Origin of the sequence: Agrobacterium sp. O3.4, assembly GCF_041414895.1 — a bacterium.
GTDB classification, from domain to species: domain Bacteria; phylum Pseudomonadota; class Alphaproteobacteria; order Rhizobiales; family Rhizobiaceae; genus Agrobacterium; species Agrobacterium cucumeris.
Map to the genome: position 1 here is coordinate 360,960 of NZ_JALPZP010000001.1, position 16,093 is coordinate 377,052.

At 59.2% G+C, this 16,093-nt stretch carries 16 protein-coding genes; 7 read left to right on the forward strand and 9 right to left on the reverse strand.

Going from position 1 to position 16,093, the window contains the following annotated elements; translation table 11 throughout:
* Positions 1-129: 129 nt before the first annotated feature.
* From petA to M0412_RS01720, 4 genes are all read left to right on the forward strand, one after another.
* Positions 130-708, forward strand: coding sequence for a ubiquinol-cytochrome c reductase iron-sulfur subunit (petA, locus tag M0412_RS01705; protein WP_142840379.1), 579 nt, complete (start codon positions 130-132; stop codon positions 706-708).
* A 14-nt stretch (positions 709-722) separates the two neighbouring features.
* Complete coding sequence (locus M0412_RS01710) at positions 723-2,006, forward strand: cytochrome b N-terminal domain-containing protein (RefSeq protein WP_137084964.1); 1,284 nt, start codon at positions 723-725, stop codon at positions 2,004-2,006.
* Between the two features lie 22 nt (positions 2,007-2,028).
* Positions 2,029-2,913, forward strand: a complete 885-nt coding sequence (locus M0412_RS01715) for a cytochrome c1 (RefSeq protein WP_142840378.1) — start codon at positions 2,029-2,031, stop codon at positions 2,911-2,913.
* Between the two features lie 230 nt (positions 2,914-3,143).
* A complete protein-coding gene (locus tag M0412_RS01720) occupies positions 3,144-3,686 on the forward strand; it encodes an adenine phosphoribosyltransferase (protein ID WP_046797952.1) in 543 nt (180 codons plus the stop codon).
* Positions 3,687-3,700: 14 nt separating this feature from the next.
* On the opposite strand, the gene M0412_RS01725 is transcribed toward M0412_RS01720, so the two are convergent.
* From M0412_RS01725 to ychF, 4 genes are all read right to left on the reverse strand, one after another.
* Positions 3,701-4,336: a bifunctional 2-polyprenyl-6-hydroxyphenol methylase/3-demethylubiquinol 3-O-methyltransferase UbiG gene (locus M0412_RS01725; RefSeq protein WP_269702086.1), complete on the reverse strand. Its 636-nt coding sequence runs from the start codon at positions 4,334-4,336 to the stop codon at positions 3,701-3,703.
* Positions 4,337-4,398: 62 nt separating this feature from the next.
* A complete protein-coding gene (locus tag M0412_RS01730) occupies positions 4,399-4,866 on the reverse strand; it encodes a MaoC family dehydratase (protein WP_269702088.1) in 468 nt (155 codons plus the stop codon).
* On the reverse strand, positions 4,863-5,336 hold the full coding sequence (locus M0412_RS01735; protein ID WP_269702090.1) for a MaoC family dehydratase: 474 nt from the start codon (positions 5,334-5,336) through the stop codon (positions 4,863-4,865). The genes M0412_RS01730 and M0412_RS01735 overlap by 4 nt, the downstream gene beginning before the upstream one ends.
* Positions 5,337-5,630: 294 nt before the next feature.
* On the reverse strand, positions 5,631-6,734 hold the full coding sequence (gene ychF, locus M0412_RS01740; RefSeq protein WP_269702092.1) for a redox-regulated ATPase YchF: 1,104 nt from the start codon (positions 6,732-6,734) through the stop codon (positions 5,631-5,633).
* Between the two features lie 243 nt (positions 6,735-6,977).
* Here ychF and clpS point away from each other — a divergent pair, with 243 nt between their 5' ends.
* Positions 6,978-7,289 (forward strand): ATP-dependent Clp protease adapter ClpS, encoded by a 312-nt coding sequence (clpS, locus tag M0412_RS01745; RefSeq protein ID WP_046797956.1) that lies wholly within the window; start codon positions 6,978-6,980, stop codon positions 7,287-7,289.
* Between the two features lie 48 nt (positions 7,290-7,337).
* Here clpS and M0412_RS01750 read toward each other — a convergent pair whose 3' ends face one another.
* The 5 genes from M0412_RS01750 to M0412_RS01770 all read right to left on the reverse strand — a co-directional run bounded on the left by M0412_RS01750 (position 7,338) and on the right by M0412_RS01770 (position 12,592).
* Positions 7,338-7,799, reverse strand: a complete 462-nt coding sequence (locus M0412_RS01750; protein ID WP_269702094.1) for a GNAT family N-acetyltransferase — start codon at positions 7,797-7,799, stop codon at positions 7,338-7,340.
* Positions 7,800-7,804: 5 nt separating this feature from the next.
* Complete coding sequence (gene pth / locus M0412_RS01755; RefSeq protein WP_142840372.1) at positions 7,805-8,521, reverse strand: aminoacyl-tRNA hydrolase; 717 nt, start codon at positions 8,519-8,521, stop codon at positions 7,805-7,807.
* Positions 8,522-8,613: 92 nt separating this feature from the next.
* Positions 8,614-9,342: an ABC transporter substrate-binding protein gene (locus tag M0412_RS01760; protein ID WP_269702098.1), complete on the reverse strand. Its 729-nt coding sequence runs from the start codon at positions 9,340-9,342 to the stop codon at positions 8,614-8,616.
* A 16-nt stretch (positions 9,343-9,358) separates the two neighbouring features.
* Positions 9,359-11,746 (reverse strand): bifunctional diguanylate cyclase/phosphodiesterase, encoded by a 2,388-nt coding sequence (locus M0412_RS01765; protein WP_269702100.1) that lies wholly within the window; start codon positions 11,744-11,746, stop codon positions 9,359-9,361.
* Between the two features lie 237 nt (positions 11,747-11,983).
* Positions 11,984-12,592, reverse strand: coding sequence for a 50S ribosomal protein L25/general stress protein Ctc (locus tag M0412_RS01770; protein WP_269702103.1), 609 nt, complete (start codon positions 12,590-12,592; stop codon positions 11,984-11,986).
* A gap of 305 nt (positions 12,593-12,897) precedes the next feature.
* Between M0412_RS01770 and M0412_RS01775 the strand changes: the two genes are divergently transcribed.
* A complete protein-coding gene (locus M0412_RS01775; RefSeq protein ID WP_269702105.1) occupies positions 12,898-14,982 on the forward strand; it encodes a bifunctional diguanylate cyclase/phosphodiesterase in 2,085 nt (694 codons plus the stop codon).
* Positions 14,983-15,088: 106 nt separating this feature from the next.
* Positions 15,089-16,048 carry a helix-turn-helix domain-containing protein gene (locus M0412_RS01780; protein ID WP_142840683.1) on the forward strand — a complete coding sequence of 320 codons (960 nt, stop codon included), beginning with the start codon at positions 15,089-15,091 and terminating at the stop codon, positions 16,046-16,048.
* Positions 16,049-16,093: the final 45 nt, after the last annotated feature.

Consider the following 16,093-nt stretch of genomic DNA (forward strand, 5'->3'; position numbering starts at 1 on the left):
ACACAATGACGCGGTTTCTTTATGCCGCAGTTGTGTCCAGGACGATGGGACGGAGTTTGTCCTGGATCAAATCATAGCGGGAGGACTCATGCGATTTACGGCAAAAACAGCGCAGAGGATGGTGTAGCGGTGAGCGAGCACGTAACCAATCACGACGCCTCGGGTGAACCGACCCGTCGCGATTTTCTTTATCTAGTAACCGGAATGACGGGCGCCGTTGGCGCTGCTGCAGTCGCATGGCCTTTCATCGACCAGATGCGTCCCGATGCATCGACGCTGGCGCTCGCTTCCATCGAAGTGAATGTCGCGGCGGTCGAGCCGGGCATGTCGCTTACCGTGAAGTGGCGCGGCAAGCCGATTTTCATCCGCAACCGCACGGAAAAGGAAATCGATGAAGCCAAGGCGGTCGCTCTCGGCGATCTCAAGGATCCGGTGGCACGCAATGCCAATATCGCCGTCGACGCCCAGGCGACGGATATTGACCGTTCGGCCGGTGAGGGCAAGGAGAACTGGATCGTCATGATCGGTTCCTGCACCCATCTCGGTTGCGTTCCGCTCGGCCAGGCCGGCGATTTCGGCGGGTGGTTCTGTCCCTGCCATGGCTCGCACTACGATACGGCGGGCCGCATTCGTAAGGGTCCGGCGCCGCAGAACCTCGCCATCCCGACATTTGCATTCACATCCGATACCGTGATCAAGATCGGATAAGGGGACAGATATTCATGAGTGGCCATTCCAGTTATCAGCCGTCCACCGGCATCGAAAGGTGGATCGATTCGCGGCTTCCCTTGCCGCGCTTGATCTATGACAGCTTCGTTGCCTATCCTGTCCCGCGTAACCTGAACTACGCCTACACCTTCGGTGCGATGCTTTCCGTCATGCTGATCGTGCAGATCCTCACCGGCGTCGTGCTTGCCATGCATTATGCCGCTGAAACGACGGTTGCCTTCAATTCCGTCGAAAAGATCATGCGTGACGTCAACCACGGCTGGCTGCTGCGTTATATGCACGCCAACGGCGCGTCGTTCTTCTTCATCGCGGTCTATCTGCACATTGCCCGTGGTCTTTATTACGGGTCCTACAAGGCGCCGCGCGAAATCCTCTGGATCCTCGGCTGCGTGATCTATCTGCTGATGATGGCGACGGGCTTCATGGGCTACGTCCTTCCCTGGGGTCAGATGTCCTTCTGGGGTGCGACCGTCATCACCGGCTTCTTCACGGCTTTCCCGCTGATTGGTGAATGGATCCAGCAGTTCCTGCTCGGCGGCTTTGCGGTCGACAATCCGACACTCAACCGCTTCTTTGCGCTGCATTACCTGCTGCCCTTCATGATCGCGGGTGTCGTCATCCTGCATATCTGGGCGCTGCATGTGACCGGCCAGACCAACCCGACCGGCGTGGAAGTGAAGAGCAAGACCGATACGGTCCCCTTCACGCCCTATGCGACGTTGAAGGATGCGCTCGGCGTTTCGGTGTTCCTCATCGCCTATGCCTGGTTCATCTTCTACATGCCGAACTTCCTCGGCCACCCTGATAACTACATCATGGCGGATCCGCTGAAGACGCCGGCGCATATCGTGCCGGAATGGTATTACCTGCCGTTCTACGCGATGCTGCGCGCCATCACCTTCAATATCGGGCCGATCGATTCCAAGCTCGGTGGCGTTCTCGTGATGTTCGGCGCGATCATCGTGCTGTTCTTCCTGCCCTGGCTCGATACGTCGAAGGTTCGCTCCGCAGTCTATCGTCCGTGGTACAAATTGTTCTTCTGGATTTTCGTGGTCAACGCCATCCTGCTCGGCTGGCTGGGTTCACGTCCTGCGGAAGGCCTCTATGTCGTCATGTCGCAGATCGGCACGCTGTACTATTTCGGGTTCTTCCTCGTCATCATGCCGATCCTCGGTCTGGTCGAAACGCCGCGGCGTATTCCGAATTCCATTACCGAGGCCGTTCTTGAAAAGAACGCCGCCAAGAAGGGTGCCGCGCCAGCGGCCGCCCAGATCTGAGCGCGAAGGAAGGATGACGACAATGAAGACGCTTCTCACGAGCATCGCGCTCATCGCCGCCATTGGCTGTTCCTCCGCCGCATTCGCGGCCGAGGAGAGCCATGACCTTGCCACCAAGACCGAACATGCGGTTGCCGGCGGTCACTTCCCGGTCATCAAGCCCGAGGAGCAGAGCTGGTCCTTTGCCGGACCTTTCGGCAAATACGACAAAGGCCAGCTGCAGCGTGGTCTCAAGGTCTATAAGGAAGTCTGCTCCGCCTGCCATTCGATGAGCCTTGTTTCCTTCCGCACGCTGGGAGATCTCGGTTATTCGGAAGATCAGGTGAAGGCTTTCGCTGCCGAATATGAAGTGCAGGACGGCCCGAACGCCGATGGCGAAATGTATAGCCGCAAGGCCGTACCTTCCGATCACTTCCCTTCGCCGTTCCCGAACCACGAGGCGGCAGCCGCCGCCAATGGCGGGGCCGCACCGCCTGATATGTCGCTGCTTGCCAAGGCGCGTGGTGTTGAACGCGGGTTCCCGCAATTCATCATCGACATGATCCCGATCATCGGCGGTTACCAGGAAGGCGGCCCGGATTATATCCATGCGCTGCTGACCGGATATCAGGATGCGCCGGCCGGTGTTGAAGTGTCGGAAGGCACGCATTTCAACCCGTATTTCGTCAGCGCCGTGGCGCTGAAGATGGCGCCGCCGATCAGCGCCGATCAGGTGACCTATGATGACGGTGCACCGCAGACGGTGGATCAATATTCCAAGGACGTCTCTGCCTTCCTGATGTGGGCTGCGGAGCCGCATCTGGAACAGCGCAAGCGCACTGGTTTCATGGTCATGGTGTTCCTGTTCATCTTCACGGCACTGATCTATCTGACCAAGAAATCGATCTACGCCAACAAGGAACATTGAGCCGGTTTCAAGCGGCTGCAATCAACGGCCCCCACGGTTTCCGTGGGGGCTTTTTTGCTGCCTGTCGGACAAGGGCGTTGTCCGATCGCAGTTCACGCGACCCAGACTGTTGAGGTTCAATACCAACAGATGAGGGCCGACGGTCGCGGTCCTTTTTTGTTGGTCCACAGCCGGCAAGTTGATAGGGTGGCCCGAACCTTCTGATCCATTCCCATATAAATGGAAATCCCATGACCCTTATCGCTTCGGAGCTTTCCGCTGCCATCCGTTCCATTCCCGACTATCCGAAGCCGGGCATCATCTTCCGGGACATCACCACTTTGCTTGGCAATCCGCGGGCTTTCCGCCGGGCGGTGGACGAGCTTGTGCAGCCCTATGCGGGAACGAAGATCGACAAGATCGCCGGCATGGAAGCACGCGGCTTCATTCTGGGCGGGGCGGTGGCGCATCAGCTCTCGGCCGGTTTCGTGCCCATCCGCAAGAAGGGCAAGCTGCCACACACCACGGTGCGGGTCGCCTACAGCCTGGAATATGGCGTGGACGAAATGGAAATGCATGTGGACGCCGTGCAGCCCGGCGAGAAGGTCATTCTGGTCGACGATCTGATCGCGACCGGCGGCACTGCCGAAGGCGCGGTCAAGCTTTTGCGGCAGATGGGCGCGGATATCGTCTCCGCCTGCTTTGTTATCGATCTGCCCGATCTCGGTGGTCGCAAGAAGCTTGAGGACCTTGGCGTCGAGGTACGGACGCTGGTGGAGTTTTCCGGCCATTAAGTCAGAAATAACGGTCAGGGCTGCTGCAGCAGCCCGCTCGTTCTGCCGGTTTTTCGCAAGGCAATCCATGTCCAGTGAACGCCCAGAGCGCGGTTCCCGGCCTGAATGGAACCCACCTCCGCTTCCCGGATTAACGTGAAGCCAAGACGGGCGGCCTCGTTTATGGTTTCCGCCGGGGAAATGGCAAAGGCGCGGCGGCCCTCGGGCGCCGGGCCATGACGCAGCGACATGATCAGCAATCCACCTGTCGCCGTCATCGCCGAGAGGCTTTCCATCGCAGCGCGCCTTGCATCGTGATGGATGTGGTGCCAGACGCCGCACAGGGCAACCAGATCAAAGGCGCCATAGCAGCGAGCCCTTGTCAGCGCGGGCAAGGTGTCATCCAGCCAGATTATTTTCTCCGATGAATGTAACTGCATGCCGGGTTCACGAAGCTCTCCGACCGGCTCGACGGCGAGAACGTCGTGGCCCTGCGCGGCAAACCATGCGGCGTCGCGGCCGGTGCCGCTGCCAATATCTGCGATCCGGGAGGGTGTCGTCGGCAGCAGGTCGATGACGGGTGCGTAAACTGCCCCGCAGTCGAGATTTTCGAACCTGGAAATCAGCTCGGGCGTTGCTGCCTCGGCATAACCCTTGAGAATATCATCCATATTTACCGGCCCGCCGCGATTCCTGCTGAAGGGTATCGCGGCGGCGTGATAGGGGCCAGTGCCTATTCGAACTCCAGAACCCCGCTGCGGAAGGTCAGCACCGTTTCTCCCGACTGGTTTACGCCTTCGTTGAAGGTGGTGTTGAGCCAGACGCCGGCGCGGGATTCCAGCGGACGGGTATCGAGCAGCGTGACGAAATAGGTCACATCATCACCGGCAAACACCGGCTTCTTCCATTTGAGCTCTCGAAACCCCGGGGAGGGGCCGAGCCGCGGTGGCTCAATGCCCTGCTGTTTCAGCCTTTTGACCTCTTTTGCCCAATGGGACAGGAAACACTTCATCCAGCCCGCGCCCGTGTGCCAGCCGGAAGCGCAGAGGCCGCCGAAAACGCTGTTTCTGGCGGCATCGGCATCGAGGTGGAACGGCTGCGGATCAAAATCGCGGGCGAAGCGAATGATGTCTTCGGCGGAAAAATGCAGCGTGTCGAGGGTGACGCGCTCGCCGATCGGGGATAATTCTGCCAGTCTCATGCTGCAAGGCCTCCGTCTGCCCGCATCAGGAACATTACGGTGTTTTCGCCCTGCGCGACCAGAATACCGCGCTGATTGTAAAGCTCATGGCGGAATTTCACGAGGCCGATGCCAGCGCGCGACGCGGAAGGGCGCTGTTCCAGAACGATGGATTTTCCCGAAAGCGTATCTCCGGCCAGAACCGGCTTTTTCCAGTCGACGTAATCGATGCCGGGGCTGCCCTGCGAGGTTGAACTGGCAATATAGCTGTCTGCCATCATCCGCATCAGCAGGCTGCAGGTGTGCCAGCCTGATGCCGCCAGCCCGCCGAGAATGCTCTGGCGGCCGGCTTCTTCGGAAAGATGCATGGGTTGCGGGTCGAATTCGCTGGCGAAAGCAATGATCTGCTCTGCGGAAATCGATTGCGGTCCGAGGGGAAATTCCCGTCCAACGGAAAAATCCTCATAGGTGTAAATCGCGACCGGCGTCATGGCGTCCTCCCTTCGCACAGTCAAGGTCGGCGCATCTAAGATGATTTTTCCCTTTACGTAAAGGTCAAATCGAAGGTGTGATGCGAGGGAGGGATGGCGAGCGGGTGAGGCCCGTTTCTTCTCCCCGCCGGGGAGAAGGTCGCGGCAGCGGGATGAGGGGGCGAGGGTAGAGATATGCGGAGAGGTTATCCCGCATCCGACTCTTCGAGCCACCTTCTCCCCGGACGGGGAGAAGAAATAAGCGGATCCGTGGCACCTAGCGCTTCAGAAGAAGCAAGCCCCGTCCAAACCTGATCAGGTGTTGAAGCGGAAGTGGATGACGTCGCCATCCTGAACGACATATTCCTTGCCTTCGTCGCGTCCCTTGCCGGCTTCCTTGGCGCCCACTTCGCCCTTATAGGCGATGTAGTCGTCAAAGCCGATGGTGAAGGCGCGAATGAAGCCGCGTTCGAAATCGGTGTGGATGACGCCGGCGGCGGCGGGGGCTTTGGTGCCGCGCACGATCGTCCAGGCGCGTGTTTCCTTCGGGCCAACGGTGAAATAGGTGATGAGGTCGAGCAGGTGATAGCCGGCGCGGATTAGGCGGTCGAGGCCGGCCTCGTTAAGACCGAGCGCCGAGAGGAATTCCTCGGCTTCATCAGCTGGAAGCTGTGCAACTTCGGCTTCGATCGCCGCCGAGATGATCACGCATTCGGCGCCCTGCTGCTTTGCCATCACTGCGACGGCCTCGGTATGCTCGTTGCCGGAGGATGCATCGGCTTCCGAGACGTTGCAGACATAAAGCACCGGGTGCGACGTCAGAAGGTTGAGGCCCTTGAGGATTTCGATCTCCTCGGCTGCCAGCGTCTTCAACAGCAGGCGTGCCGGCTTTCCGCCGTTAAGCAGCGTGATGACGGCTTCCATGACGGGCAGTTGGGCGAGGGATTCCTTGTCCTTGCTGCTGGCGCGCTTGCGGGTCTGCTCGACGCGGCGTTCCAGGCTTTCGAGGTCGGCGAGCATCAGCTCGGTCTCGATTGTTTCGGCATCGCCGACCGGGTTGATGCGGCCTTCCACATGGGTGATATCGTCGTCTTCAAAGCAACGCAGCACGTGCACGACGGCATCGACTTCGCGGATATTGGCGAGGAACTTGTTGCCGAGGCCTTCACCCTTCGATGCGCCACGCACCAGACCGGCAATGTCCACGAAGGAGATGCGGGTCGGAATGATTTCCTTCGAACCGGCGATGGCGGCAAGCTGCTGCATGCGTGGATCGGGCACGGCAACCTCGCCGGTGTTCGGCTCAATGGTGCAGAAGGGATAGTTGGCGGCCTGTGCGGCGGCCGTTTTCGTCAGCGCGTTGAAGAGGGTGGACTTGCCGACATTCGGCAGCCCGACGATACCGCATTTGAAGCCCATGGCTTGAAACCTGTCCGTTTGAAAGAATTCGTTGAGGAGCCTTTTGCGGAAAGGGCAGGGCAAGGTCAAGCCCGCGGGCCGATTTGGGCTGGCAAAGCCCTGCGAAAGGTGCCGATTTCCGGGCAGGCTTGCCGATAGCGCGGTTGCGGCGCAATATAAGCGGGTCCAAAGCGCGATCTTTCGCCATCCAGCGGGATTTTCCCCCTGAACCACGATGATGAACCACCATGACGAGCGACAATCATGAGTGACAGTCCTGTCGACCTCAAACCGAAACCGAAAGTCAAACCGAAGCTGGAGCGGCCGAAGCTCTACAAGGTCATGCTGCTGAATGACGACTATACGCCGCGCGAATTTGTCACCGTGGTGCTGAAGGCCGTCTTTCGCATGAGCGAGGAGACTGGCCACCGGGTGATGATGACGGCGCATCGCTTCGGCAGCGCGGTGGTTGTTGTCTGTGAGCGCGACATCGCCGAGACCAAGGCCAAGGAGGCGACCGATCTCGGCAAGGAAGCCGGTTTTCCCTTGATGTTCACCACCGAGCCGGAAGAGTGAGCGTATTTTGTTTTACGCATTTTCCGGACGTAAAACCGCTATGCACCTTTACTGGAAATTCTCGCTCCGGATCTGAAAGCCGGTCTTGTTCTGCACAAAACCGCAGCATTCGTAAAAGGCATGAACTGCGGGGTCGTCACGGCCCGTCAGCAGCATGACCTTGTAACAGTTTGCGGCAAAAGCGGCCTCGATGGCATGGCGCACGACCATGCGGCCATATCCCCGGCCGCGCAGGGCTTCCAGCGTCACGACATTCTCGATGAGCGCATAGGGGCGGGCGGCGCGCGTCAGGTTTGGAACAACCAGAAGCGTGGCGGTCGCAACCGGCTTTCCGTCATGCATTGCCAAAAACACGGTCAGGCCCGGTTGCTCAAGCATGGCGGCGAAGGGCGCGCCAGCCTCCTGCACCGTCAACGCGGGGTCCGATGGATTGAGCGCCTGGTAAAGTTCAAGCAGGCCAGGCAGATCGCCGGGACCGGCTTTGCGCAGGGCAAGGGTCTCTGAAGGCATTCGAGTTAGTCTTTCTTGCCGAACATGCGCTTCAGCATTTCTGCCATCGGCCCGGTTTCCGGCAGTTTTTTCGGCTGGGCGCTGTTGCGGGCCTGATGGATGTGGGACTGCCCGGCGGGTTTGGCCGCCTTCACCGGTTTTTCGGCCTCCGGCTTGCTGCCTGTGGCCAGCGCCAGCTTGTTCATCAGCTGCGAATCCTCACCCTTCACCAGCATGGCGGCGTTGTCGGCGATGGCGTCCAAAAGCGGATCGAGCCAGACCCGGTCGGCCTTGGCGAAATCGCCGAGTACGTGGCCGTGCACCCGCTCCTTGTCGCCGGGGTGGCCAATGCCGAGGCGCAGGCGGCGGTATTCCTTGCCACAATGGGCATCGAGCGATTTCAGGCCATTATGGCCGCCATGACCGCCGCCCGTCTTGATGCGGGTGCGGCCGGCGAGAAGATCGAGTTCGTCATGGATGGCGATGATGTCGCCGGGCGAGAGCTTGAAGAAGCGCATGGCCTCGCCGACGGATTCGCCGGAAAGGTTCATATAGGTCAGCGGTTTCATCAGCAGAACCTTCTCGCCGGCGATTTCACCTTCGGAAATCTCCGCCTTGAACTTTCGCGCCCAGGGCGAAAAGGAGGGCAGGCGCTGCAGCGCGTCGACGGCCATGAAACCGATATTGTGGCGGTTTCCCGCATATTGGGCGCCGGGATTACCAAGTCCTGCGATGATCTTCATGGGGGCATGTCCGCGTTTTACCTGATGATGCTGTTGTCACCACCCCGAAATGCGCCGACTGTCAATCTTTTTATGGATGTGCGGGATGCCGCTCAGGGGCTGACGAGGTTGTAGCGGTCGAATATGCGCTGTTGGGTTCCGTCAGCGATCAGCCCGTCCAGCCGAGCCTGCAATTTTGCGATGAGCGCGTCGGGAACGCTCTTGTTGCAGGCAAGGCCCAGTTGTTGTCGCGTCAGGGTAATCACTTCCCTGAAGGTGTCGGCCGGCAGAGTTTTGAAGGTGCTTTCCGACATGGGCATCAGGTCGATGCGCCCTGCTTTCAGCTTGTGAAGGGTGATCTGGAAATCTGCGCCGACATCCACCAGCGGGAAGCCGAGCGTTTCCAGAAGCGCTTCGGTATAGTCGCCGCGCTGGGTGCCGACGCGGTATTTCTTTGCGTCCTGAAGGCTGGAGACATTGATATCCGCCTTGCGGCGCGCCACGAGAATGTTGCGATCGGTGTGGATCGGTGAGACCCATTTGAAGAGTTTTTCCCGCTCCGGCGTTCGCGCCGTGGCGAAGACGCAATGCATTGTCTGTGTCGCGGCGAGCGCAATTGCCCGCGCCCAGGGCATGACAGCGACTTCGTAGCTGGTGCCGGTTTCCTCCAGCATGATTTTCAGCTGGTCGAAATAGACGCCCTGCACGCTGCCATCGGCGGCCTGCAGATTATACGGAGGATAGACTTCGGTCGTCAGGAAAAGCTTGGCCGCGCTGGCCGGCCATGGGGCAAACAGGAGTGCGAAAGCAAGAAAGATCAGACAAATGCGGATCAATCCCATGGCTCTTTCCACCGCTTCACGCTTGCCGTGCCGCAATGCGGCCAATATCGGACATTGCGTCCAGTGTGGTGATCAGTCTTTCGACGGGCTGCGGCCTTGCGAAGAAATAGCCCTGTCCGTAATCGGCGCCTATTTCCGTCAGAAGTTCCTTCTGCTCTTCCGTCTCGACGCCTTCAGCGATGACGGTGCAGTTCATCTTGTGCGAGATGGCGGCTATGCCTTCGACCAGCATGCGGTTGCGCTGCCTGATTTCCACCGCATCGTCGCAGATGGAGCGGGTGAAGGACTGGTCGATCTTGACGATATCGACCGGAAAACGGCTGAGATAGCTGAGCGAGGAATAACCCGTGCCGAAATCATCCAGAGCGATGCGGCAGCCGAGCTGGTGAATGGCGTTGAGGATTGCCCGGATTTGCGGGTCGTCCTTCATGATGACGGCCTCGGTTATCTCGATGACCAGTCGCTTGGGAACAATGCCGTGCCGGTGCAGAACGCCGGCGATCCGCGTCGGCAAGCCCGGTTCGAATTGCAGCGGTGAAAAATTCACGGCTACATAGGTCTGTTCCATGCCCGGCAGGCGCGACAGCCTGGCAAGGTTGGCGATCGACTGATCGAGAATGACATTGCCGATACGATTGATGGTGCCGTTTTCTTCCGCAAGGCTGATGATGGCGGCGGGGGAGAGCAGACCCTTTTCCGGGTGGTTGAGACGCAGCAAGGCCTCGAAGCCCGCTATTCCGCCCTTTGCGAGGTCTTGAATCGGCTGGAAATGCGCCTCGAACCAGCCTTCGGAAAGCGCCTGTGCGATATCCCGCTCCAGTTCGGCATGTTCGCGTGCCCGGTCCATGATCGACGGATCGAAGATCTGCGAGCCGTTCTTGCCCGTTCTTTTGCGGCTATACATGGCCATGTCGGCATTCTGCAGAAGCTCGGAGGCGCTGGTGGCGTGCAGCGGATAGACTGCCATGCCGATGCTGGCGCTGAGGCGGATGCTGTTGCTGCCGATCTCAAAAGGCGTATCCAGTATGGCGCAAATCCGCTCGCAGAACTGCAGGGCGCGTTCTTCCACCGTGTCGCCGGCAAGCAGGATCGCGAATTCATCGCCGCCGAGACGCGAGGCGCTGTCGAGAGGCGTCAGCAGCGGTTCGAGTTTCAGCGTGAATTCACGCAGAACCGCGTCGCCCACCGCATGGCCGAGATTGTCGTTAATGGATTTGAACCGGTCCAGATCGATGAACAGGCAGGCCAGTTCGCTGTCGTTCGTGTCCGCTTCACGGATCTGCAGGTCTAGGATCGCCTCGAAACCCTGACGGTTGAAGAGGCCGGTCAGATGGTCGGAAATGGCCTGCTGGCGGTTGCGTTTTTCCGACTGGCGCAATTCGGTCACGTCAGTCATGACGCACAGGCATGTGCTCTGCTGTGCCGCATCGCCGGAATCGAGGGCTTTTTCAAGGATGAGCGCATCCATGACGCTGCCACCCATGCAATGAAAGCGGATGGTGATGCCGACCTGCGAAGCCTCGGGCGACTGTTGCGCCGCCTTGCGTTCCCGGAACAGGGAACGGTCATCCGGGTGGATAAGATCGGCGAAGTTGAGGCCCAGTATCCGGGCGCGGCCATAACCCGTCGCCTGCACCCAATAATCGCTGACGGCGGCAATCCGGTCGTACCTGTCGAGCGAGAACAGCATGGCGGGTGTGCGGTTGTAGATTTCCGTCTTGCGCTCATGGGCGTTCTTGATTTCCAGCTCTTCCTTTTCAAGCTGGGTCTGCATTTCGTTGAAGCTTTTCGCCAGCCGGCCGATCTCATCCTTCGAGCGCCAGTCGACATGATGGCGGGAGCCGAGGCGCCGTGTCGCCTCTATCGCTGCCGCAAGCCGCATCAGCGGGCGGATGACCATGAAGCGGTTGCCGGCAATCGCCGCCAGAACGATGGTGAGGATGGCGAGAACGAAAATGGTGATGAAAGCCATTTCGGTGCGGCTGAGAGAGGTGAGAAGGCTGACATTGTCGTAATAGACCGTCAGTTCGCCAACGGTGACAGTGCCCTTCGTCGTCTTGTAGGTTACCTCGCGCGTGGTTGAGGCAGCATCCTGAATGAAATCGCTACCGGCCGTCTGCACGATATCGAGCTGTCCGGACGTGTCCTTGACCTCGACCATCTTGATCATCGGGTCGGAAACAAGGGTTCCGGTAATCTGATTTATGGTGTCGTCATCCATATCCCATAGGGGACGGGCGAGCGCCTGCGAATTTGTCGACAGCAGAATCTCAAGGTGATTGCGCTGGCTACGGATGGCCTCGTTGTAGGAGAGCGTCAGCAAAAGGGTAAAGAGCGGAGCGACCACTGTAAGAAGTGCGCCGGAAACAATCGCGATAAAGCGGCTTTCGACGGAATGAGCCATGTTTGATTGCAGCTACCCTTTGCCCCTGAATTTTTGCGCGCCGTTTTCATCCGTCCGGAGTTTCCACGACAGCGCGAGGGTATCGTTTCATGGAAGTGTTAATCGACGCTAAAACAGGGTGGGCGTCCTGCACGGTCCGCGGGCTTTCTGTTTTTAAAGTTCATAAAAACTAAAAGGCCCGTTCCGAAAACGGAACGGGCCTCAATGCGCAAAGCTATCCGGCCTTGCGGCCGCCGATTATTCTTCGGAAGCTTCTTCGGTCGTTTCGTCTGCAACGCCTGCAGCCGGAGCGACGATCGTTGCGATCGTGAAGTCACGGTCGGCGATAACAGGCGAGATGTTCTTCGGCAGCTTCACATTCGAGATGTGGACGCTGTCGCCGATCTTCAGGCCGGACAGATCAACCGTGATGAATTCCGGAATGTCGTTGGCCGGGCAGTGGAATTCCACCGTGTGGCGAACGATGTTCAGAACGCCGCCGATCTTGATGTCCGACTTTTCTTCGTTTTCGAAGTGAACCGGAACTTCAACGTTGACGAGCGTGTTGCCCGAAACGCGCAGGAAGTCGACATGCATGGTGAAGTCGCGGACCGGATCAAGCTGGTAATCCTTCGGGAGAACCTTGATCTTCTTGCCGTCGACGTCGATGGTCGCAACCGTCGTCATGAAACCGCCAGCGTGGATACGCTTGGTGACTTCGTTGGTCGAGAGTGCGATAGAAACGGGGGCCTGCTTGTCACCGTAGATGACAGCGGGAATCAAACCGTTGCGGCGAAGTTCACGAGAGGACCCCTTACCAACTCGTTCGCGCGCCTCGGCCTTGAGCTCATACGATTCTTTGCTCATGGCAATTCCTTTCGAGGTTATATGGAGAGTTCACGCCGACGATGCGGCCTGAACTGGAGAGGCCCATGGAGCCATCCCGCCCGCGTTGCCTCCAAGGGTGTCTACACGGGTGCGGGCGCTATAATACAAAAGACCCATAAAGACAAGAGCGGCCAGTTTTCACGATCGTCTAGCCAGGATTTTATTAGTTGCAACTAATTCACTCGTTTGTTGCAACTTTTAATATGTGCTTATCCATGCATATAAACTAGCTGAAAACCTGGCAAATGATAAAGCTGCACGGAATTCCAATTGTGTAGACAACAATGCTGACCGTTCTCCAGTGCCTCGCCATCGATCATGACTTCCGATACACCGCCGCAGCGGTTTTCGTGTGCATGTTGGGAAGCTTCGTTACAATACGTCTTTTCTCGAGAGCGCGTCTGGCGACCGGGCTGCAGAAGGTCAATTGGCTGTTTCTGGCGGGTGTGAATGGTGGCGCTGCGATATGGACCACCCATTTCGTGGCGATGCTGGGTTATTCCGCGGCAGGCGAGGTGGGTTACGATCCCTATCTGACGGGACTTTCGCTCCTTATCGCCATTGCCACCACGACTGCCGGCTTCGGCATTTCCGCCTATGCCGGACGCAGTGCGCTGGTGGAAGCCGGTGGCGTCATCCTGGGTCTTGGCATCGCGGCGATGCATTACACCGGCATGGCCGCTTATAATGTACAGGGCGTGATTTTCTGGAACCAGGCTTATGTCATCGCCTCGCTGGTGCTGGGGGCGGTGCTGGGCGGGATTGCCGTCAACAGAGTGGCGCGGCCGCTCAACCGGTTCTGCCAATATAGTGCGGTGACGTTTCTGATCCTCGCCATCGCCTCGATGCATTATACCGGCATGGCCTCGATGTCCTTCGCGTTTGATCCTCGCGTCGTCATTCCCGAGAACCTGCTGCCGCCGGCCATCATGGGCGGAGGTGCCATCGCGGTCACGCTTCTGCTGCTGGCGCTCGGTCTTTCCACCTATGTCATCGATGCCCAGTCCACCCAGCAGGCGGTTGCCCGTTATCGTCATCTTTCGCTGCACGATCCGCTGACGGGCATTCCCAATCGCGCGGCCTTCATCGAACATCTCAACCGCCGCACGCGCCATATCTCCCTCGGCGCGCATACCGCACTTCTGTCCATCGATCTCGACCGTTTCAAGGAAATTAACGACGTGCATGGTCACGCGGCGGGGGACGCGGTGCTGCGCGCCATTGCCGACCGGGCGAGTTCCGTGCTGAAGGCCGGGGAGTTTCTGGCGCGCATGGGTGGCGATGAATTCGTGGCGATGACCCATTCCTATTATACACGTGCCGATGGTGCGGAATTCGCCCAGCGACTGATCGAGCAGATCAGCAAGCCGGTCGAGTGGAACGGGCAGACATTTTCCGTGGGCGCAAGTGTGGGCATATCAGTCCGCAACAGCGGCGCCATCGATGCCGACACGCTGATGGCGCAGGCCGATGTCGCCATGTATCGGGCAAAGGGCGGCATTTCGGAGACGATCTGCTTCTACGACAAATCCATGGATGAGGCTGCCCGCGAACGCAACGCGCTTGCCATTGCCATGCGCAGTGGTCTCGCCAACAAGGAATTCGAGCTTTATTACCAGCAGCAGAACGATACCAAAAGCGGCAGCATCGTCGGTTTCGAGGCGCTTTTGCGCTGGAAGCACCCTGAACGGGGCATGGTTTCTCCCGCTGAGTTCATTCCGATTGCCGAACAGACCGGCTTTATCGTCGAACTCGGTGAATGGGTTCTCCGCGAAGCCTGCGCGCAGGCCGCGCTCTGGAAGAAGTCGCTTTCCATCGCCGTGAATGTCGCGCCGCAGCAGCTCGCTGACAATGATTTCCCCGAAAAGGTCGAGAGGATCATTCTGGAGACCGGACTTGCGCCGGAGAGGCTCGAACTGGAAATCACCGAAGGCAGCATCATCGCCGACCATCGCCACGCGCTGGTCACGATCCGCAAGCTCAAGTCGCTTGGCGTCAAGATCGCCATGGACGATTACGGTACGGGCTATTCCTCACTATCGACCCTGCAGAGTTTCCCTTTCGACAAGATCAAGATCGACCGCGCTTTCATCGACGGCCTGTCGACCAACGTGCAGTCGGAGGCAATCGTCCGCTCGACGCTCATTCTGGCGCACAGCCTCAATATACCGGTGCTGGCGGAAGGGGTGGAGACCAAGGCCCATATCGAATTCCTGCGCCGTGAAGGCTGCCTGCAGGTGCAGGGCTTCTTTTTCGGCAAGCCCGGTCCGCTGAATTCCATCGCCAATCTCGTCGATGACACGTTTCTTTCGGTTGAGGAGGAAACCGACGCGAGTGACGGCCGGCGTTACTTCAAGGCGGCTCGATAGGCTGGCCGCAGCCCGCGGTTGCGTCCGGCCATGCCGGTCGCGAAGTTTTTAGTTGAAACATGAACGCTTCCAGCGCACCATCGCCGAAAAGCTTTGGGAGGAGCGTATGCCGACCGACATCGCCCATGCAGAACGCGTGTATGAAACAGCGCGCCACCGTTCCGCAGCCGCAAGTTCTCCGATTGTCGCTTCATGGCGCCGCTGCATGGTCAAGCATCGTCTTGCGCCGGAGGAAAACCGCAAGCCGATCTTTCTCAGCGAATTCGAATTTCGCCGCGCCCGTGAAAGTGCTGCCGGCTTGATCGCCGAAAGCACCGACGAACTCGACCGCATCTTTCACAGTGTCGGCAAATCCGGCTGCTGCCTGCTTTTGACCGATGCGCAGGGCGTTGCGCTGGAACGGCGGGGTGCCGCCGGCGACGACCGGGACTTCCGCGCGCTCGGCCTCTGGTCCGGCGCCGTCTGGAGCGAAGCGAGCGTCGGCACCAACGGCATCGGCACGGCACTTGTCGACGAGCGTTCGGTGGTGGTCTATCGCGACCAGCATTTCTTCACGTCAAATACCGAACTCTGCTGCACCACTGCGCCGATCCGCGATCACACCGGCCGGGTGACAGGTGCGCTCGATATTTCCACCTGCCGCGACGACATCAACGAAATGACCTTCTCCTTCGTCACCCAGGCGGTGAGGGATGCGGCGCAGCGCATCGAGGGTAATCTTTTCCGCCGGGCCTTTCCGGGCGCACGTATCGTCGTGGTGCCGAGCGGTTTCGGTGCGGCGCTTTCGCTGCTGGCGGTGGATCAGGACGATCTCGTTCTCGGTGCGACACGTGCCGCCCGTCTGGCGTTGAAGCTTGACGACCATGCCATTGCGCAGGGTTTGCCGGCTGCCGATATTCTGCAGGAGGAGCGTCATGACAGCGGCTCCGACCTCGCCGAAGCGGAGCGTTCGGCGCTGCGACGGGTCCTGTCGCGCACCAATGGCAATGTCACGCAGGCCGCATCGCTGCTCGGCATCAGCCGGGCCACGCTGCATCGCAAGATGAAGAAGCTTGCCGTGCATTGAGGCTGTTTAAGCCATCCCGCAGCGGGTCTGTCGCAGATGTGAGAC